Source organism: Pseudomonas sp. efr-133-TYG-5, assembly GCF_030209175.1.
GTDB lineage: Bacteria > Pseudomonadota > Gammaproteobacteria > Pseudomonadales > Pseudomonadaceae > Aquipseudomonas.
Genome location: NZ_JARVSM010000006.1, coordinates 448,806 through 467,958, shown reverse-complemented (window position 1 = coordinate 467,958; position 19,153 = coordinate 448,806). Strand labels below are relative to the sequence as shown.

The window sequence follows — 19,153 nt, the reverse complement described above, 5'->3', positions numbered from 1 at the left end:
GCCAGGCGGAGTGATTCAGGTCAACGTCGTATCAAGGCTTGGCTTTTTCCAGGTAACGGAAGAAGTCACTGCTTGGGTCGAGGACCATGACGTCGGATTTGTTCGCGAAGCTTTCACGGTAGGCGCGCAGGCTACGGTAGAAGCCGTAGAACTCCTGATCCTGGCCGTAGGCCTTGGAGTAGATCGCAGCGGCCTGGGCGTCGCCATCACCGCGAACCTCTTCCGATTCCCGATAGGCTTCGGCCAGCAACACGCGGCGTTGACGATCGGCGTCGGCACGGATGCCTTCGGCCAGTTCGTTACCCTTGGCGCGGTGCTCGCGAGCTTCACGCTCACGCTCGGTACTCATCCGCTCGAATACGCTGCGGTTGACTTCCTTCGGCAGGTCGATGGCCTTGACCCGGACATCGACCACTTCGATACCCAGCTCCTTCTCCGCCATCTTGTTCAGCGACGCGGTGATATCGGCCATCAGCGCATCGCGCTCACCGGAGACCACTTCGTGCAGGGTGCGTTTACCGAACTGGTCACGCAGGCCCGATTCAAGACGACGGGACAGGCGCTCGTCGGCGATCTGCTTGAGACCGGAAGTCGCGGTGTAGAAGCGCTCGGCATCCTTGACCCGCCACTTGGCGTAGGCATCGACCATCACGGCTTTCTTTTCCAGGGTCAGGAAGCGTTGCGTCGGTGCATCCAGCGTCATCAGGCGTGCGTCGAATTTGCGTACCTGGTTGACGTAAGGCACTTTCACATGCAGACCCGGCTGGACATCCGCCTGGACCACGCGACCGAATTGCAGCAACACCGCACGCTCGGTCTGAGCGACGATGTAGAAGCAGTTCCAGGCAGCGATCGCCACGACAACGCCGACAATAAGGGCGATCAGCGATTTATTGCTCATCAGCGACTCTCCCTGGTACGTGCCTGCTGTTGCTGCAGATCGGCTGCGGCACGCGCACTTGCTTCATTGCTGGTGGTGGTTGCACTGCCGCTCGCCGGAGCGTTGGTGTTGCGACCACTTTCGACCATCTTGTCCAGCGGCAGGTAGAGCAGGTTGCTCTGGCCGTTCTTGTTGCCGGTCACGAGGACCTTGCTGGTATTGCTGAAGACTTCCTGCATGGTGTCCAGGTACAGACGCTCACGAGTGACCTCAGGGGCCTTGCGATACTCGGCGACCAACTTGGTGAAGCGGTCGGCCTCACCCTTGGCACGCGAGATCGTTTCGTCACGGTAGCCGTTGGCATCCTCGAGGATGCGCTGGGCCTGACCACGGGCTTCCGGCACCACGCCGTTGGCGTAGGTTTCCGCCTGGTTGCGTGAACGCTGTTCGTCTTCCCGGGCACGAATCACGTCGTCGAAGGCTTCCTGCACTTCGCGCGGTGCGGCTGCGCTCTGTACGTTGACCTGGGTAACGGTGATACCGGTGCGATAGGTATCGAGGAAACGTTGCAGACGCTCCTTGATTTCGCTGGCCATCAGCTCACGGCCTTCGGTCAGCACCTGGTCCATCGCGGTGGAACCCACCACGTGGCGCAGGGCGCTGTCGGTCGCATGCTGGAGGCTGATTTCCGGCTGGTCGACGTTCAGCACGAAGTCCTGCAGGTTGCTGATCTTGTACTGCACGGTCAGTGGCACTTCGACGATGTTCTCGTCTTCGGTCAGCATCTGGCCCTGCTTGGTATAGGCACGCTCGCGCGTGACGTTTTCCATGTACTTCTTGTCGATCGGCGGGAAATAGATGTTCAGGCCCGGGCCGACGGTCTCGTAGTACTTGCCGAAGCGCAGCACCACGGCCTGCTCCTGCTCGTCCACGACATACACCGCGCTGTACAGCCACACGGCCGCGAGCACGACAAGGCCGATGCCGAGCAGGCCGCCGAAGCCACCGCTCTTGCCCGAGCCACCACCGTCATCACCACGTTTCTTACCACCACCGAACAACCCGTTCAGGCTTTCCTGCAGCTTTCGGAAGGCCTCGTCGAGATCCGGCGGCCCCTTGCGGTCGCCGTTATTGCGACGCTTGCCACCCCAAGGATCCTGATTGTTCGAGTTGCCACCCGGCTCATTCCAAGCCATAGCGCTCTCCATCTGATAAAGCAAAGACGCACCCACGGCGCGCCGACCAATGCTACAGAATGCCTGCCGTTGCGGCACAACCGCTTCTTCAGGCTTTTATTGCAAAGTGTGTTGCTCGATGAACTCCGTCGGCACAACGCCTTCACGACTGACCAGTCGATTGAGCTCCGAACGTGGCAATCGAACGGCCAGCAGGCTGACACCTTCTTCGTCGTATTCTTCTTTCTGTACCGCACCCAGTTCGAAGAACTGGGCTCGCAGGCGCGCAAAACGCTGCGGCAGGCGCAGGGTACCGACAAACAAATCACTGCCGAGCAACTCGGCAATGGCTTGTTCGAGCAATTCCAGTCCGGTGCCATCACGCGCCGAAAGCCAGACCCGTTGAGGCCTGCCGTTTTCGTCGCGCTGGATTTGTGGCTCAACGCCTTCAAGCAAATCGAGTTTGTTATAGACCTCGAGGATCGGCAAGTCCTGGGCACCAATCTCGCCCAGCACGACCATCACCTGCTCGATCTGCAACATGCGATCCGGCTCGGCCGCGTCGATCACGTGCAACAACAGGTCGGAGTTGCTCGACTCTTCGAGCGTAGACCGGAATGCCTCGACCAGCTTGTGCGGCAGATGGCGAATGAAACCCACGGTGTCGGCCAGGACAATCGGCCCCAGGTCGTCCAGTTCGAGACGGCGCAGGGTCGGGTCGAGCGTGGCGAACAACTGGTCAGCCGCGTACACGTCGGACTTGGTGATGTTATTGAAGAGCGTGGATTTGCCGGCATTGGTATAGCCCACCAGAGACACGGTAGGGATATCCGCACGCGAGCGGCCGCGGCGCGACTGTTCGCGCTGACTGCGCACTTTTTCCAGGCGTCCCTTGATCTGGCGCAGGCGCACCCGCAGCAGACGCCGGTCGGTCTCGAGCTGGGTTTCACCCGGGCCACGCATGCCGATACCGCCACCCTGACGCTCAAGGTGAGTCCAGCCGCGAACCAGGCGGGTGCTCATGTGGTCAAGCTGGGCCAGTTCAACCTGGAGCTTGCCTTCATGGGTACGGGCGCGTTGGGCGAAAATATCGAGAATCAGACCGGTACGGTCGATCACGCGACACTCGAAGACCCGTTCGAGGTTACGTTCCTGACTGGGCGTGAGGACGTGATTGAAGATCACCAGATCGGCTTCTTCGGCGTGGACCAGATCGCGCAGTTCCTCGACCTTGCCGCTGCCAATCAGGAATTTGGCGGTTGGCCGATGACGCGGCACGTTAAAAAACGCAACGGTCTCGGCGCCTGCCGAATTAGCCAGCTCCTGAAACTCCTGCGGATCTTCGCGCGCCTCAGGGTCCTGTCCATCCAAGTGAACGAGGATGACTCGCTCACCACCACCGTGGCGCTCAAAGAACAAAGGAGACTCCTATCAGGCGTTACCTGGCTCAGCGTCACCTGCTTCGGATTCGGTTGCGCTAGGCAGACGAATTGGACGAACCGGCACGACTGTAGAGATAGCGTGTTTGTAGACCATCTGGCTGACGGTGTTTTTCAGCAGGATAACGAACTGGTCGAACGATTCGATCGTGCCTTGCAGTTTGATCCCGTTCACCAGGTAGATGGAAACCCCCACTTTCTCTTTACGTAAAGTATTCAAGTAAGGGTCTTGTAGCGAATGCCCTTTTGACATGTGCCGCACTCCTTTAAGGATTCAATATAAAAAATAGGTAATCAGATGGCTTTTGCCGCCACACCCCCAAGGATAGACGGCAATTGCAAGGACTCAGCTCAATATGGAGATGGTCCCAAGGTATTTCAAGGCGCGTGGCAGATTGTCGCAATCCAGACTGTCGAGCCAGTGTAAATCTTCCCAGCTGCGCAGCCAGGTGAACTGACGCTTGGCCAACTGGCGCGTGGCAATGATGCCGCGCTCCTGCATTTCGGCCAGCGTAAGCTTGCCATCCAGGTAATCCCAGACTTGGCGGTAGCCTACCGCACGTATAGACGGCAACCCGGCATGCAGGTCACTTCTTTTACGCAGGGCTACGACCTCGTCGATGAATCCCTGTTCCAACATATTTGTGAATCTTTGTTTAATGCGCTCGTGCAATACCTGGCGATTTGCCGGGGCAATGGCCAAGTTCGCGACAGTATAGGGCAATTGTTGCTGTCCCGATGCGGCTGCTGCAGTACTTTGCACAGATTGTTTCAAGCGTAGTGCAGTCATGCTCTGACCACTGACCCGGTAAACTTCCAGCGCACGACTCAAGCGTTGCGGATCGTTCGGATGAATCCGCGCCGCCGACTCCGGATCGATCACCGCCAACTGTTCGTGCAGGGCTTGCCAGCCAAGGCGTGCAGCCTCTTCCTCGATCTGCGCGCGCACGGCGGGATCGGCCGCCGGCATATCGGCCAGACCTTCGAGCAAAGCCTTGTAATAGAGCATCGTGCCGCCCACTAGCAGCGGAATTTTTCCGCGCGCGGTGATCTCGGCCATGGCCTGCAGGGCGTCACGGCGGAAATCGGCCGCGGAATAGGCTTCGGCCGGATCGAGAATATCGATCAGGCGATGAGGACATTCGGCCAGCAGTTCTCTGGAAGGCTTGGCAGTGCCGATGTCCATGCCGCGGTAGACCAACGCCGAATCGACGCTGATCAGCTCGCACGGCAGCACCTTGGTCAGCTCGATGGCCAGATCGGTCTTGCCCGCAGCGGTCGGGCCCATCAGGAAAATCGCTGGAGGGTGCTGGTTCATCAACGACCGCGCAGGAACAGTTTGTCCAGATCGTCCAGGCCCAGCTGGGTCCAGGTCGGTCGGCCATGGTTGCATTGACCGCTGCGCTCGGTGTTTTCCATGTCACGCAGCAGGCCGTTCATTTCCGGCAGGGCCAGGCGGCGATTGGCACGGATCGCGCCGTGGCAGGCCATGGTGCCGAGCAATTCATTGAGATGCGCCTGGATACGGTCACTGGTGCCGTACTCCATCAGGTCCGCCAGTACGTCAGCCACCAGGCGATTGGCTTCAGCCTGCTTGAGCAGGGCCGGAATCTGCCGGATCGCCAGGGTTTCCTGGCCCAGGCGCTGCAATTCGAAGCCCAGGCGCTGAAACCACGCCGCATGCTCCTCGGCGCAGTCGGCCTCGCGCTGACTGACCGCCAGCGACTCGGGCACCAGCAATGGCTGGCCGCTCAGGCCTTCGCTGGCCATGGCGATCTTCAGGCGCTCGTACATGATCCGCTCGTGGGCGGCATGCATGTCCACCAGCACCAGGCCATGGGCATTTTCGGAAAGGATGTAGATGCCCTTGAGCTGCGCCAATGCGTAGCCGAGCGGCGGGATATCGCCCTGGCCGGCTGGCAATGCGCTGGCATTGGCTTCTGGCAACGGCGCGAAGAACTCGCGGTAGGCCGCTTGCGCCTCGGCGGCCGGCACGGCGGACTGCGGGCGCGGCGTGTACTGATACTGATAGGCGCCGCCGGCGCTGCCGCCCGCAGCAGTATTGAACGCCGGTTGCGCCTGCGGCTGTTCGAGCAAGGCGTTGGCCGCCAGGCGCATTTCGCCCTGCGGGCCGAACTCGCCGGCCTCGAGGCCGGTCGGCCGGACAATGGCAGTAGCCACAGGCGCAGCCAGCTGGTCTTCCGGCCGCACATCGCCCAGCGCCCGGTGCAGCGTGCCATAGAGGAAGTCATGCACCATGCGCCCATCACGGAAACGCACTTCGTGTTTGGTCGGGTGCACGTTGACGTCCACCGCCGCCGGATCGACTTCGAAAAACAGCGCGAACGTCGGATGCCGGCCGTTGAACAGCACGTCGCGGTAAGCCTGGCGCACCGCGTGGGCCACCAGTTTGTCGCGCACCGCACGGCCGTTGACGAAGAAATACTGCAGGTCGGCCTGGCTGCGGTTGAACGTCGGCAGACCGACCCAACCCCACAGATGCAGGCCGTTACGCTCGATCTCGATCGGCAGCGCCTGCTCGAGGAAGCCCGAGCCGCAAATCGCCGCCACCCGCCGGGCGCGGGCCGCATCGTCATGGGCTTCGTGCAGGCTGAGAATGGTCTTGCCGTTGTGGCGCAGATGGAAAGCCACGTCGAAGCGCGCCAGCGCCAGACGCTTGATCACTTCCTGCAGGTGATCGAATTCGGTTTTTTCGGTCTTGAGGAATTTGCGCCGGGCCGGGGTGTTGAAGAACAGGTCGCGCACTTCCACCGATGTACCGACCGGATGCGCCGCCGGCTGAACCCGCGGCGCCATGTCGCGGCCTTCGGTCTCGACCTGCCAGGCCTGATCGGCATCACGGGTGCGCGAGGTCAGCGTCAGCCGCGCGACGGAGCTGATCGACGCCAGGGCCTCACCGCGAAAGCCCAGGCTCATCACCTGCTCGAGGTCTTCCAGATTGCGGATCTTGCTGGTGGCGTGACGGGCCAGGGCCAGCGGCAGGTCATCGGCGGAAATGCCGCTGCCATCGTCGCGCACCCGCAGCAGCTTGACGCCGCCCTGCTCGACATCGACGTCGATACGTCTGGCACCGGAGTCGAGGCTGTTTTCCAGCAATTCCTTGATCACCGAGGCGGGGCGTTCGACCACCTCGCCGGCGGCGATCTGGTTCGCCAGCCGTGGGCTGAGCAGCTCGATGCGCGCCGCGTTGAGTACCTGATTCATTCTTTCGACGCCAGTTCGGTGCCAGGAATGGTCAAGTGCTGACCGACCTTCAGTTCGTCGCTGCTGAGGTTGTTGGCGCTGCGCAGGGTCGCGGGGGACACCTGATAGCGCACGGCGATCATCGCCAGGGTTTCCCCCGGGCTGACGCGGTGATCACGCGGGCCCTGGGCGATCTTGCCCGAGTCACGCAGCCAGGCGATGTAGGTGCCCGGTGGCGGGTTCTGCTGGAAGAACTGGCGTACGCCGCTGCTGATCGAGCGGGCCAGCGCCTGCTGGTGGCTCGACGCCGACAGTTTCGAGGCTTCGTTGGCGTTGGAGATGAAGCCGGTTTCCACCAGGATCGACGGGATGTCCGGCGACTTCAGCACCATGAACCCGGCCTGTTCCACGCGCTGTTTGTGCAGCGGCGTGACCCGGCCGATGTTGGTCAGGACTTTCTGCCCGACGTTGAGGCTGGAGGTCAGCGAGGCGGTCATCGACAGGTCGAGCAGCACGCCGGCGAGCATGCGGTCCTTGTCGTCGAGGCTGACGTTGCCGGCCCCCCCGATCAGGTCGGAACGGTTTTCGCTGTCGGCCAGCCAACGCGCGGTCTCGGACGTCGCGCCACGGTCGGACAGGGCGAACACCGACGCACCGAACGCGGCCGCCGAAGGCGCGGCGTCGGCGTGGATCGAGACGAACAGGTCGGCGCCCTTCTTGCGGGCGATTTCGGTACGCCCGCGCAACGGAATGAAGTAGTCGCCGGTACGGGTCAGTTCGGCGCGGAAGCCTTTCATGCCGTTGACCTGCCGTTGCAGTTCGCGGGCGATCTGCAGTACCACGTCTTTTTCGCGCTGGCCACGGGAACCGGAGGCGCCCGGGTCTTCACCGCCGTGCCCGGCGTCGATCACCACGATGATGTCGCGCTTGCCGGCCGGGGCCGGCGGCAATTTGATTGCCGGCTCCGACGGGGTCACCGGCACGGCCGGCACGGTCGCGACCGACGGGGTCGGCGCTGGCGGTGGTGCGGCATCCGACGGGTTGTCGAACAGGTCGACCACCAGGCGGTTGCCATACTGCGCGTTCGGCGCCAGCGAGAAGCTTTTCGGGGTGACGGCTTTTTTCAGATCGATGACCACCCGCAGGTCGCTCGGCGTGCGCTGCGCCGAGCGCATCGCGGTAATCGGCGTGTTCGCGGTCTGCACGTTCAACGGCGCACCGAGGGTGGCCCCGTTGATATCGATCACCAGCCGATCCGGCGCGGTCAGGGTGAACACGCTGTGCTGCACCGGCCCGGTCAGGTCGAACACCAGGCGGGTGTTGTCCGGCGCCCGCCACAGGCGCACGCTGTTGACCTTCGTCTCGGCCACAGCGTTGACGGTTACTGCCATCAACATCAGTCCAGCGGCAGCCACCAACGCGCGAAAGCGCATACCTAACCCCATCATTTAATTGGATTCCAATGCCAAAGCGGCACACCAGGCCTCGCCACGCGAGCCCTGGGACAAAATATTCAGCGAACGCCCGCTGTCTTGCGGGCTAATGGTAATGGTCAGGTCCGGCTTTGGCAAAAAGCCTGCACCCTTCTGGGGCCATTCGATCAGGCACAGGGCGTCGTCTTCGAAATAGTCGCGAATGCCGAGAAACTCCAGTTCCTCCGGATCGACCAGGCGATACAGGTCGAAATGGAAGGCACGGACATCGCCGATTTCGTAGGGCTCGACCAGGGTGAAGGTCGGACTTTTCACCGCGCCGACATGACCCAGGCCGCGAATGATGCCTCGCGACAGGGTGGTCTTGCCCATGCCCAGGTTGCCTTCGAGAAAGATCAGGCCATGGCCCTGGGTAACGCGGGCGATCCGTGCGCCAAAGTCGCTCATGGCCTGTTCATCGGCCAGGTACAGGGTTACTTCAGACACGGTGCTTGCTCCTCCAACAACTGACGAATGGCTGGAATCAGATCACTGGCCGCCAGCCCACGGCCGAATTTACCTTGTTGCGCCCCGGCATTGGCGTGCAGCCACACCGCCAGGCAGGCCGCGGCGAAGGCGTCCATGCCCTGGGCCCGCAGCGCGCCGACCAGCCCGGCCAGCACATCGCCGAGCCCGGCCGTGGCCATGGCCGGATGGCCCTGATGACACACGGCCAGACGCCCATCGGCAGCGGCGATCAGGCTGCCCGAACCCTTGAGCACCACCACCGCCGCATATTTTTTGCTCAACGCCAGCGCAGCCGCGGGACGATCGGCCTGCACCTGCGCCGTGCTGATCCCGAGCAATCGCGCCGCTTCGCCCGGATGCGGCGTGATCACGCTGTCCACCGGCAGCTTGACCGCACCGGCCGCCAACAGGTTCAAGGCATCGGCGTCCCATACCTGCGGCAATGGCGCGTTGGCGGCGGCCGACAACAGCGCCCGGCCCCAGCTGGCCTGGCCCAGACCCGGGCCGACCACCAGCACGGACACCTTGTCCAGCAGGCCCATCAGCTGATTGGCCGAGGACGTGCCCAGCACCATCGTTTCCGGTAAGCGCCCGAGTGCTGCGGGCACATGTTCCGGGCGCGTCGCCAGCGACACCATGCCCGCACCGCTGCGCAAGGCGCTTTCGCTGCTGAGCAGGATGGCCCCGCCAAAGCCGTGATCGCCACCCATCAGCAGCACATGGCCGAATCGACCTTTGTGCGCGGTGGGCGCTCGCGGTGTCAGCCGCGGCAGATTACTCACGTTGAGACGGTGCGCGGCGGCAGGCATGCCACTGAAGGTTTCGGCAGCGGCGTGCAGATCGTTGAACACCACGGCGCCAACGTGATCCGCCGCATCGCCGGTGAACAGGCCGAGTTTCAGGCCGATAAATGTCACGGTGAGGTCGGCATGGACCGCCGCGCCCAGCACTCGCCCGGTATCGGCGCACAACCCGGAAGGAATATCCACGGCGGCCACCGGCAGGCCGCTGGCATTTATCGCCGCGATCGCTGCCGCGCAGGGTTCGCGTACGTCGCCGCTCAGACCCGTGCCGAGCAAGGCATCAAGGACGATCCCGTGCAGTTCGGCCGCTGCGCTCCAGCCTTGCACGGGCACTCCGGCGGCCACGGCTTCGGCATGCGCGAGGGCGGCATCGCCCTGCAGACGCTGCGGCTCGCCGACGGCCAGCACCCGCACCGACCAGCCGGCCCGCCGTGCCAGCGCGGCAACCAGATAACCATCGCCGGCGTTGTTGCCGTGCCCGGCCACCACGGTCATGGCAGTCGCCGCCGGCCATTGCCGCACCAGTGCACGCCAGGTCGCACGGGCCGCCCGCTGCATCAATTCGAAGCCCGGCGTGCCGGCGGCGATCAGCCGCGCGTCGAGCGTCCGCACCTGCGCGGCGCGGTACAGCGCGTCGGGTAATTCATCTTTAGTCTGCGGCATGCGTCTTCGGGCTCCGATGTCTGGCAGAATTATACGCACCTCAGCTCCGGTTTCTCTCGCCTCATGTCCGCCATCACCACAGACCTGCCCGCCCTCGCCCAATCGATCAAGGACTGGGGCCGCGAGCTGGGCTTCCAGCAAGTCGGCATCAGCGGCCTGGACCTGGCCGAGCACGAGCAGCATCTGCAGCGCTGGCTCGAGGCCGGCTACCACGGCGAAATGGACTACATGGGCGCCCATGGCAGCAAACGCTCGCACCCCGAAGAGCTGGTGCCAGGCACGCTGCGCGTGGTGTCGCTGCGCATGGACTACCTGCCGGGCGACACGCACATGGCGCAAATGCTCGCCCAACCGGAGAAAGCCTACGTCTCGCGTTATGCCTTGGGCCGCGATTACCACAAATTGATCCGTAAACGCGTACAACAATTGGCCGACCGGATTCAGGCAGAGATCGGCCCGTTCGGTTTTCGCGCCTTCGTCGACAGCGCCCCGGTGCTGGAAAAAGCCATCGCCGAGCAGGCCGGCCTGGGCTGGATCGGCAAGAACACCCTGGTACTGAACCGCAAGGCCGGCAGCTATTTCTTCTTGAGCGAACTGTTCGTCGACCTGCCGCTGCCGGTGGACGAACCGCACAGCAGCGAACATTGCGGACGTTGCACGGCGTGTCTGGACATCTGCCCGACCAACGCTTTCGTCGGTCCGTATGTGCTGGACGCCCGGCGCTGCATTTCCTACCTGACCATCGAACTGAAAAACGCCATCCCCGAAGACCTGCGCCCGCTGATCGGCAACCGCGTGTTCGGCTGCGACGACTGTCAGATCGTCTGTCCGTGGAACCGATTCGCCCGGCCGTCCGGGGAAAGCGACTTCAAGCCCCGGCACAACCTCGACAACGCCGAACTGGCCGAGCTGTTCCTGTGGGACGAGGACACGTTTCTGCGCAGCACCGAAGGCTCGCCGCTGCGCCGTGCCGGTTACGAGCGCTGGCTGCGCAATCTGGCGGTCGGCCTGGGTAACGCGCCGTCGAGCATTCCGGTGCTGGAAGCCTTGAAGGCACGCCGCGACTATCCGTCAGAACTGGTGCGTGAACATGTCGAGTGGGCGCTGAAACAACACGGTCAACCCTAGGCGCTGCCACAGGGGATCGCTTCAGGGCTGGTCGTTGTAGACGAACTTGGGCATTTCCCAGTGGAAGCGGATCGCCAGCAGGCGCAGCAGAAAACCGCCGAACAGGGTAATGAGGATCGCCTGCTCGCTCGGCACATTCAGGTACAGGCAGAGCATGTAGCACCACGCAGCGGCAAACGAGACGCTGGCGTACAGTTCACGGCGGAAGATCAGCGGGATGTCGTTGCAGAAAATGTCCCGGAGGATGCCGCCGAAGACCCCGGTGATCACGCCGCTGACCGAAGCCACCAGCATGCCGTGGCCCATTTCCAGCGCGGTCATGCAGCCGATCAGGGTGAAGGCCACCAGGCCGACCGCATCGAGCACCAGAAACAGCGAGCGCAGATGACGCATCCAGCGCGCAGTGAACACGGTGAGCATGGCTGCCGCGGACGTCAGCACCAGGTATTCCGGGTGTTTGACCCAGGTCAGCGGGTAATGCCCGAGCAGCACGTCGCGCACCGATCCGCCGCCCAGCGCCGTGACGCAGGCGATCAGCACCACGCCGAACCAATCCATGCCGCGTCGGCCCGCAGAGAGGGCGCCGGTCATGGCTTCGGCGGTAATGGCAATCAGGTAGAGCATCAGCAGCATGGTGGCGGTCCTGGCAGCAAGGCGCGCAGTCTAGCCATTTCGCAGCCGCACCAGAAGAGGGCGCGAACACCGCGATCTCCTGTAGCCGCTGCCGCGGCGGCGATCGTTTGAGCGTGATTGGGAAAACCCGGATCAAAAGATCGCTGCCTGCGGCAGTGCCTTGCAGGGGCAGCCTCAGAACTTGATGAAATGCTTGCGGTAGTGCTGCAGCTCGGCGATGGACTCGCGGATGTCGTCCAGGGCCAGGTGGGTGCTGCCCTTCTTGAAGCTGTCGCGCACGTCCGGCGCCCAGCGCGCGGCCAGTTCCTTGAGCGTGGAGACGTCGAGGTTGCGGTAGTGGAAGTAGCTTTCCAGCGCTTTCATGTGGGTATAAAGGAAGCGACGGTCCTGGCAGATGCTGTTGCCGCAGATCGGCGACTTGCCCTTCGGCACCCACTGTTCCAGGAAGGCGATGGTTTGCGCTTCGGCTTCGGCCATGCTCACACGGCTGTCCCGCACGCGCTGGGTCAGTCCGGAGTTGCCGTGGGTGCGGGTGTTCCACTCGTCCATGCGCGCGAGCACTTCGTCGCTGTGGTGAATGGCGATCACCGGACCTTCGGCCAGCGTGTTGAGGTCACTGTCGGTGACGATAGTGGCCATTTCGATGATGACGTCGTTTTCCGGATCCAGACCGGTCATTTCCAGGTCGATCCAGATCAGGTTCTGCGGGTTTTGCATATTTCGGCTCCTAGGCAATGCTGCGCAGTTTAGCCTAGGCCGGTAGCCGGGCGTGCTAAACTCGCGGCCGTTTTACCTAATCGCAGTATTCTTCAGACGGAACACCCATGGCCAAACGCCAACTCAATCGTCGTCAAAACTGGCGCATCGAAAAGATTCAGGGCGAGCGCGCCGCCCGCGCCGCCAAACGCGAGTCCTCGGCCGTCGAGGCCCTCGAGGGCGGCGACCTCGGCCCGGAACAGCACGGCCTGGTGATCGCCCACTTCGGTGTGCAGGTCGAGGTCGAGGCGGTTGACGGCGAACTGGCCGGCCAGGTATTCCGCTGCCACCTGCGCGCCAACCTGCCGGCGCTGGTGACCGGTGATCGGGTGGTCTGGCGCGCCGGCAACCAGGGCATCGGCGTGATCGTCGCGCAACTGCCGCGCAGCACCGAGCTGTGCCGTCCCGACAGCCGCGGCCAGCTCAAGCCCGTGGCAGCCAACGTCGACATGATCGTCATCGTCTTCGCCCCGCTGCCCGAGCCGCACGCCAACCTGATCGACCGCTACCTGGTGGCGGCCGAACACGCCGGCATCCGCCCGTTGCTGCTGCTGAACAAATTCGACCTGATCGACGAGCACAACGCCCCGGCACTCAATGCGCTGCTGGCGGTGTACCGCACCCTGGGCTATCCGGTGCTGGAAGTGTCGGCGCACCACGGCAATGGCATGGAACAGCTGCAACAGCAGCTCGATGGACGCATCAGCGTGTTCGTCGGCCAGTCCGGTGTCGGCAAGTCGTCGCTGGTCAACAGCCTGCTGCCGGAGGTCGAGACGCGTGTCGGGCCGCTGTCGGAACTGTCCGGCCAGGGCACCCACACCACGACCACCGCACGCCTGTTCCACTTCCCCGGCGGCGGTGAGCTGATCGACTCCCCGGGCATCCGCGAATTCGGCCTCGGCCACGTCAGTCGCGCCGACGTCGAAGCCGGGTTCATCGAGTTCGACGACCTGCTCGGCACCTGCCGCTTTCGCGACTGCAAGCACGATCGCGAACCGGGTTGCGCCCTGCTCAAGGCTCTGGAAGATGGCCGCGTGCAGCAACAACGGATGAACAGCTATCGCTCGATCATCGCCAGCCTGCCGGAAAACGGTTACTGACGCTGAATTCACCGGGCACAAAAAAGCCGCGAGATGATCGCGGCTTTTTTGTGCCTCACTGTTTCGGCGCGGGCGCGGGCGCAGCAGGCGTTGCCGGAGCCGGCGCGGGTGCCGCGCCGGCGGGCTCGGCCGGTTTCGGCAGCGGGTCGTCGAACAGGTTCAGGCGTTCGCGCAACTCGTGCGGTGCCACTGGCTGCTGATCGGCCGGCAGCGCGTTCGGGTCGACCGGTGGCGCCGTGGCGGCACCGTTCTGCCCATCCGCCGGTTTCGCCGCATCGGCACCCTGCGCGCCTTCGATGGCGGCCTGGGCCTTCTTCGTCAGCACCACGATGTCGATCCGCCGGTTGACCGGGTTGAACGGGTTTTCCTTGTCGAACAGCGCCGACGAGGCATAACCCACCACCCGCGCCACCTGCGACTCCGGATAGCTGCCGGCCACCAGCGCCCGCCGGGCCGCGTTGGCACGGTTGGCGGAAAGCTCCCAGTTGCCGTAGTCGCCGCTGCCGGTGTAAGGCTTGGCGTCAGTGTGGCCGCTGATGCTGATCTTGTTCGGCACCGCTTTGATGGTGTCGGCCATGGCCAGCAGGATGTCTTCGAAGTACGGCTTCAGACGCGCCGAACCCGAGTCGAACATCGGCCGGTTCTCGGCATCCATGATCTGGATGCGCAAGCCGTTCGGGGTGATCTCGAAAAGGATCTGATCCTTGAACTTCTGCAGCTGCGGGTTCTCGTCGACCTTGTTCTGCAGTTCCTGCAGCAGCAGTTCCAGGCGCTCCTTCTCGACCTGCTCGGCCATGCCTTCGACCTGCTCGGTGTCGACCGTGACCTTGTCCGGCTGCGGCTGCGACTTGACCTCGGGGTTGAGGGTATTTTCCGGCGCCAGGGTCGGCGTGCCGCCCAGGTCGATGATGTACGGCGTGCCGCTCTCGGAGAACCCGACCGGGTCCTTGAAGTACCCGGCGATGGCGATCTTCTGTTCCGGCGTCGCGGTGGACAGCAGCCACAGCACCAGGAAGAACGCCATCATCGCCGTGGCGAAGTCGGCGAAGGCGATCTTCCACGCCCCGCCGTGATGCCCGCCGGCGATGCGCTTGACGCGCTTGATGATTATCGGCTGGTTATTTTCCATGACTTAGCGACCGCGAACGGCTTGTTCCAGCTCGGCGAAGCTTGGACGGTGAGCCGGGTACAGCACCTTGCGCCCGAATTCCACGGCCAGCGACGGCGGCATGCCGGAGGCCGAGGCCACCAGCGAAGCCTTGATGGCTTCATAGACGTTGAGTTCTTCCTTGGCATCGTGGGCCAGGGAATGTGCCAGCGGGCCGAAGAAACCGTATGCCGCGAGAATACCGAAGAAGGTACCGACCAGCGCCGCACCCACGTGCAGACCGATGGACTTCTGATCGCCTTCACCCAGCGAGGCCATGGTCACCACGATACCCAGTACCGCCGCAACGATACCGAAACCCGGCATGGCGTCGGCAATGCCGTTCACCGCGTGGGACGGATGCTCGAGGTCTTCCTTGAGGCTGTACAGCTCCATGTCGAACAGGCCTTCGAGCTCGTGCGGCGCCATGTTGCCGGACGACATGATGCGCAGGTAATCGCAGATGAACGCGGTCATGCGTTCGTCCTTGAGCACGGCCGGGTACTTGGCGAAGATCGGGCTCGCGGCGGCGTCTTCGATGTCGCCTTCGATGGCCATCATGCCTTCGCGGCGGCTCTTGTTGAGGATCTCGTAGATCAGGCCGAGCACTTCCAGATAGAACGTGTGGCTGAAGCGCGAACTGAACATGCCCAAGGACTTCTTGAGCACGTGCATGGTCATGTAACCGGGGTTGGCCTGAAGGAAAGCGCCGAGGGCTGCACCACCGATGATCATTACCTCGAAAGGCTGGATCAGGGCGGCAATCTTGCCGTGGGAGAGCACGTATCCGCCGAGCACGCTCGCGAATACGACGATGATGCCGATAATTTTAGCCATAGGTAGAAAGTACTTATTTAAGTCGGGTTCAAGGTCATATTCGGAAGTTAAAAAATCTCTTCTTCTACTTATCGGCAAAACTGCGCCAGACTATAGCCAGTTCAGGCGAAAAGCCAATTTAGCCCATGCCGGGCGCGTCTACAGTCAGTGAAGATCTCGTCCAGACATGGCTAATGAAACGAACGTCCCACACGCAAAACCGACCACGCTCGAGGGCTGGGTCAAGCTGCTCGATGGCGTGCGCCTGCCCGTGCCGCAAGAGGCTCACGACAAGGTTTGCCGGGCCATCCGCGACAACCGCAGCGCGCTGCGCGATATCGCCGATCTGATGCAGGACAGCCCGGCGCTGGCCTTGAGCATCATCCGTGAGGCCAATCGTCACACCCACGGCACCATGGCTGCACCGGCGGAAAATCTCGAGGTGGCGATCAATCGCCTGGGCCTGGGGCGCACCGAGGAATTGCTCGCACGCCTGCCTGCCCTGCCCAACGCGCAGATCCCCCAGGCCCTGCGCCAGTTGCAGATGATCAGCCAGCACGCCACGCAACAGGCCAACGGTTTTTTCGCCAGTCGCCTGGCGCGGCTGTGGCAGGACATTCATTGGGGCAGCCTGCTGTTTCTGTCACCGCTGTGGCCGCTGGCCCTGACCTTTCCCAAACTCCTCGAAGAGTGGGAGCTGCGGGTGATCCACAAGGGCGAATCGGCTCGCGTGGTCGAGAAGCAATTGTTTGGCGTGCGCCTGCTGAACATCGGCGAGGCGCTGGTCGAGGCATGGCGCCTGCCGATCTGGGTGCAGCAGGGCTATAAGTTGCTGCTCGGCGAGCAGCGCGAACTGGTCAAGGTGCTGCGTATCGCCCGCGACAGCGAACACCCGCTGCGTCAGCAGAATCGCCTCGACGATGATCCGACCCTGCGCCGCTGGCTCAACCAGCCGGCCAACACCGTGCTGCTGGCCAACGGCCTGGCGCTGTCGGCGCAGCAGGCCTGGGACAGTCCGCACAGCCAGCGCTGGCAATACCTCACCAGCCTGTACCTGCAGATCTCGATGGACGAGGTGCAACAACAATTGCACCAGCAGGCCGCCAACAGCGCGCGCCAGCATGGCATGCCCGATTTGTGGCACCCGGCGATCGCACTGCTCTGGCCGTGGGGCACCCGCCGCCTGCCCGCCGGTCTGTTGCCCGCCGCCGCGCCGAGTGCCGAAGACCTGGCCAAGTGGCGCCGGCAATGCGCCGAGCTGCTGGCCGAGCCGAGCCGCTTCACCAATGCCATGCACCTGACCATCGCCGCCCGCGATGCGCTGGTCGCCAGCGGCATGCGCCGGGTGCTGCTGCTGATGGCCGACCGCACCCAGAGCAATCTGCGCGTGCACCAGACCGCCGGTCTGCCGAAGGAAGCCGCCGCGCTGAACTTCGTGGTCAGTCAGAGCAACGTCCTGCAACGTTTGCTCGCGCAGCAGGCGCAGGTGCGCATCACCCCGGACAACAACGCGCAGTTTTCCGCCCTGCTGCCGCCGGCGCTGCGCACGCTGTTTCGCGGCGAACACCTGTTTCTGCGCTCGCTGGTGAACAACGGCCGGGTGATCATGATCGTGGTCGCCGACCAGGGCGGCGGACCGTTCGCCGACATCACCGTGCAGGCCTTCGGCAAAACCGCGCAGTGCATCGAGAAAGCGCTGCACAGCTTTAGCCAGCGCCGCCAATGACAGCTACAATCCTTCCCCTTTGTGCTCTGGAGACCTCACATGTCTGATTTCTCTGGCCTGGCGCTGGTGATCGAGCCGAGCGAACTGCTGCCGCGCCTCGACGCCCGCGATCTGATTCTGGTGGATCTGACCAGTGCCGCCCGTTATGCCGAGGGTCATATTCCCGGCGCACGCTTCGTCGATCCGAAGCGCACCCAGCTGGGCCAGGCGCCGGCACCAGGCCTGCTGCCGAGCAAGGAAAAACTCGAAGAGCTGTTCGGTGAGCTGGGGCATCGCCAGGATGCGGTCTACGTGGTCTATGACGACGAAGGCGGCGGCTGGGCCGGGCGCTTCATCTGGCTGCTCGACGTGATCGGCCATGACAAGTACCACTATCTCGACGGCGGTCTGCCGGCATGGCTGGCGGAAGGCTCGCCGATGTCGATCCAGATTCCTCCGGCAGTCGGCGGCCCGGTGGCCCTGATCCTGCACGAGGAACCGACCGCCACCCGTGAGTACCTGCAAAGCCGCCTCGGCGCTGCCGATCTGGCGATCTGGGACGCGCGCGGGCCACTGGAATATTCCGGCGAGAAAGTCCTGGCCGCCAAGGGTGGACACATCCCCGGCGCGATCAATTTCGAATGGACGGCGGGCATGGACCCGGCGCGCCACCTGCGCATTCGTCGCGACATGCCGCAGATCCTCGAACAACTGGGCATCACGCCCGACAAGGAAATCATTACCCACTGCCAGACCCACCACCGGTCCGGCTTCACTTATCTGGTGGCCAAGGCCCTCGGTTATCCGCGGGTCAAGGGCTACGCCGGTTCCTGGGGCGAATGGGGCAATCACCCCGACACGCCCGTCGAGCTTCAAGGTTTTTAAGGACAGTCAATGAAAGAGCGTTTGTTTATCCTCAGCCAGTACCTGCTGCCTCATCACTTGCTGTCGCGCCTGGCCGGCTGCGTCGCCGAGTGCCGCGTGCGCTGGTTCAAGAATGCGTTCACCACGTGGTTCGCCAAGCGTTACCAGGTGGACATGTCCCAGGCCCTGGTTGAAGACGTCACGGCCTACGAGCACTTCAACGCCTTCTTCACCCGCGCCCTGAAAGACGGCGCGCGCCCGCTGGACCCGACGCCGGGCGCGATCCTCAGCCCGGCCGACGGTGCAGTCAGCCAGCTCGGCCCGATCGAGCACGGGCGGATCTTCCAGGCCAAGGGCCACAGCTTCAGCGTGCTCGAACTGCTCGGTGGCGATGCAGCCAACGCCGCGCCGTTCATGGGCGGCGACTTCGCCACCATCTACCTGTCGCCGAAGGACTACCACCGCGTGCACATGCCGCTGGCCGGCACCCTGCGCGAAATGGTCTACATCCCGGGGCGGATCTTCTCGGTCAACCAGACCACCGCGGAAAACGTGCCGGAACTGTTCGCCCGCAACGAGCGCGTGGCGTGCATCTTCGACACCGAGCGCGGGCCGATGGCCGTGGTGCTGGTGGGCGCGATGATCGTCGCGTCGATTGAAACCGTGTGGGCCGGGCTGGTCACACCGCCGAAGCGCGAGCTGAAGACCTTCCGTTACGACGAAGCCGCCCGTGCGCCGATTCATCTGGAAAAAGGTGCGGAACTGGGACGCTTCAAGCTGGGTTCGACCGCGATCGTGCTGTTCGGGCCGGAGCAGGTGAAATGGGTTGCAGAACTGGCGGCAGGTTCGCCGGTGCAGATGGGCCAGGCCCTGGCCCTGCCGACCGCCTGAGTCGGCTGA

At 63.5% G+C, this 19,153-nt stretch carries 18 protein-coding genes; 5 read left to right on the top strand and 13 right to left on the bottom strand.

Features of this window, described 5'->3' with window-relative positions:
- Window positions 1-31: 31 nt before the first annotated feature.
- The 9 genes from hflC to QRN70_RS21035 form a co-directional block, all read right to left on the bottom strand.
- Window positions 32-901 carry a protease modulator HflC gene (gene hflC / locus QRN70_RS21075; protein WP_027617533.1) on the bottom strand — a complete coding sequence of 290 codons (870 nt, stop codon included), beginning with the start codon at window positions 899-901 and terminating at the stop codon, window positions 32-34.
- Window positions 901-2,076 carry an FtsH protease activity modulator HflK gene (gene hflK / locus QRN70_RS21070; protein WP_285419828.1) on the bottom strand — a complete coding sequence of 392 codons (1,176 nt, stop codon included), beginning with the start codon at window positions 2,074-2,076 and terminating at the stop codon, window positions 901-903. Before hflK ends, hflC begins: the two co-directional genes overlap by 1 nt.
- Before the next feature lie 96 nt (window positions 2,077-2,172).
- The gene (hflX, locus tag QRN70_RS21065; protein WP_285419827.1) at window positions 2,173-3,474 is read right to left on the bottom strand and encodes a ribosome rescue GTPase HflX; all 1,302 of its coding nucleotides are present in this window, start codon (window positions 3,472-3,474) and stop codon (window positions 2,173-2,175) included.
- Window positions 3,475-3,486: 12 nt separating this feature from the next.
- Window positions 3,487-3,747 (bottom strand): RNA chaperone Hfq, encoded by a 261-nt coding sequence (gene hfq / locus QRN70_RS21060; protein WP_007902656.1) that lies wholly within the window; start codon window positions 3,745-3,747, stop codon window positions 3,487-3,489.
- A gap of 93 nt (window positions 3,748-3,840) precedes the next feature.
- Complete coding sequence (gene miaA / locus QRN70_RS21055; RefSeq protein ID WP_285419826.1) at window positions 3,841-4,812, bottom strand: tRNA (adenosine(37)-N6)-dimethylallyltransferase MiaA; 972 nt, start codon at window positions 4,810-4,812, stop codon at window positions 3,841-3,843.
- Entirely contained in the window at window positions 4,812-6,719 is a 1,908-nt protein-coding gene (gene mutL / locus QRN70_RS21050) for a DNA mismatch repair endonuclease MutL (protein WP_285419825.1), read from the bottom strand. Before mutL ends, miaA begins: the two co-directional genes overlap by 1 nt.
- Window positions 6,716-8,095, bottom strand: a complete 1,380-nt coding sequence (locus tag QRN70_RS21045) for an N-acetylmuramoyl-L-alanine amidase (protein WP_502941652.1) — start codon at window positions 8,093-8,095, stop codon at window positions 6,716-6,718. The genes mutL and QRN70_RS21045 overlap by 4 nt, the downstream gene beginning before the upstream one ends.
- A gap of 51 nt (window positions 8,096-8,146) precedes the next feature.
- On the bottom strand, window positions 8,147-8,617 hold the full coding sequence (gene tsaE, locus QRN70_RS21040) for a tRNA (adenosine(37)-N6)-threonylcarbamoyltransferase complex ATPase subunit type 1 TsaE (protein WP_285419823.1): 471 nt from the start codon (window positions 8,615-8,617) through the stop codon (window positions 8,147-8,149).
- Window positions 8,605-10,104 carry an NAD(P)H-hydrate dehydratase gene (locus QRN70_RS21035; RefSeq protein WP_285419822.1) on the bottom strand — a complete coding sequence of 500 codons (1,500 nt, stop codon included), beginning with the start codon at window positions 10,102-10,104 and terminating at the stop codon, window positions 8,605-8,607. The genes tsaE and QRN70_RS21035 overlap by 13 nt, the downstream gene beginning before the upstream one ends.
- A gap of 63 nt (window positions 10,105-10,167) precedes the next feature.
- Between QRN70_RS21035 and queG the strand changes: the two genes are divergently transcribed.
- Window positions 10,168-11,232 (top strand): tRNA epoxyqueuosine(34) reductase QueG, encoded by a 1,065-nt coding sequence (gene queG / locus QRN70_RS21030; protein ID WP_285419821.1) that lies wholly within the window; start codon window positions 10,168-10,170, stop codon window positions 11,230-11,232.
- A 21-nt stretch (window positions 11,233-11,253) separates the two neighbouring features.
- Here queG and QRN70_RS21025 read toward each other — a convergent pair whose 3' ends face one another.
- Entirely contained in the window at window positions 11,254-11,865 is a 612-nt protein-coding gene (locus tag QRN70_RS21025; protein ID WP_064585699.1) for a trimeric intracellular cation channel family protein, read from the bottom strand.
- 174 nt (window positions 11,866-12,039) lie between these two features.
- Entirely contained in the window at window positions 12,040-12,582 is a 543-nt protein-coding gene (gene orn / locus QRN70_RS21020; RefSeq protein WP_285419820.1) for an oligoribonuclease, read from the bottom strand.
- Between the two features lie 107 nt (window positions 12,583-12,689).
- Between orn and rsgA the strand changes: the two genes are divergently transcribed.
- On the top strand, window positions 12,690-13,721 hold the full coding sequence (gene rsgA / locus QRN70_RS21015; protein ID WP_285419819.1) for a small ribosomal subunit biogenesis GTPase RsgA: 1,032 nt from the start codon (window positions 12,690-12,692) through the stop codon (window positions 13,719-13,721).
- Between the two features lie 55 nt (window positions 13,722-13,776).
- On the opposite strand, the gene motB is transcribed toward rsgA, so the two are convergent.
- On the bottom strand, window positions 13,777-14,850 hold the full coding sequence (gene motB / locus QRN70_RS21010; protein ID WP_285419818.1) for a flagellar motor protein MotB: 1,074 nt from the start codon (window positions 14,848-14,850) through the stop codon (window positions 13,777-13,779).
- A 3-nt stretch (window positions 14,851-14,853) separates the two neighbouring features.
- A complete protein-coding gene (gene motA / locus QRN70_RS21005) occupies window positions 14,854-15,705 on the bottom strand; it encodes a flagellar motor stator protein MotA (protein ID WP_169428596.1) in 852 nt (283 codons plus the stop codon).
- A gap of 166 nt (window positions 15,706-15,871) precedes the next feature.
- Between motA and QRN70_RS21000 the strand changes: the two genes are divergently transcribed.
- Genes QRN70_RS21000 through asd form a run of 3 tightly spaced genes read left to right on the top strand, consistent with a single transcriptional unit; the run spans window position 15,872 to window position 19,144 of the window.
- On the top strand, window positions 15,872-17,410 hold the full coding sequence (locus QRN70_RS21000) for an HDOD domain-containing protein (RefSeq protein WP_285419817.1): 1,539 nt from the start codon (window positions 15,872-15,874) through the stop codon (window positions 17,408-17,410).
- A gap of 39 nt (window positions 17,411-17,449) precedes the next feature.
- Window positions 17,450-18,274, top strand: a complete 825-nt coding sequence (gene rhdA, locus QRN70_RS20995; protein ID WP_285419816.1) for a thiosulfate sulfurtransferase — start codon at window positions 17,450-17,452, stop codon at window positions 18,272-18,274.
- A gap of 9 nt (window positions 18,275-18,283) precedes the next feature.
- Window positions 18,284-19,144, top strand: a complete 861-nt coding sequence (gene asd / locus QRN70_RS20990; protein ID WP_285419815.1) for an archaetidylserine decarboxylase — start codon at window positions 18,284-18,286, stop codon at window positions 19,142-19,144.
- Window positions 19,145-19,153: the final 9 nt, after the last annotated feature.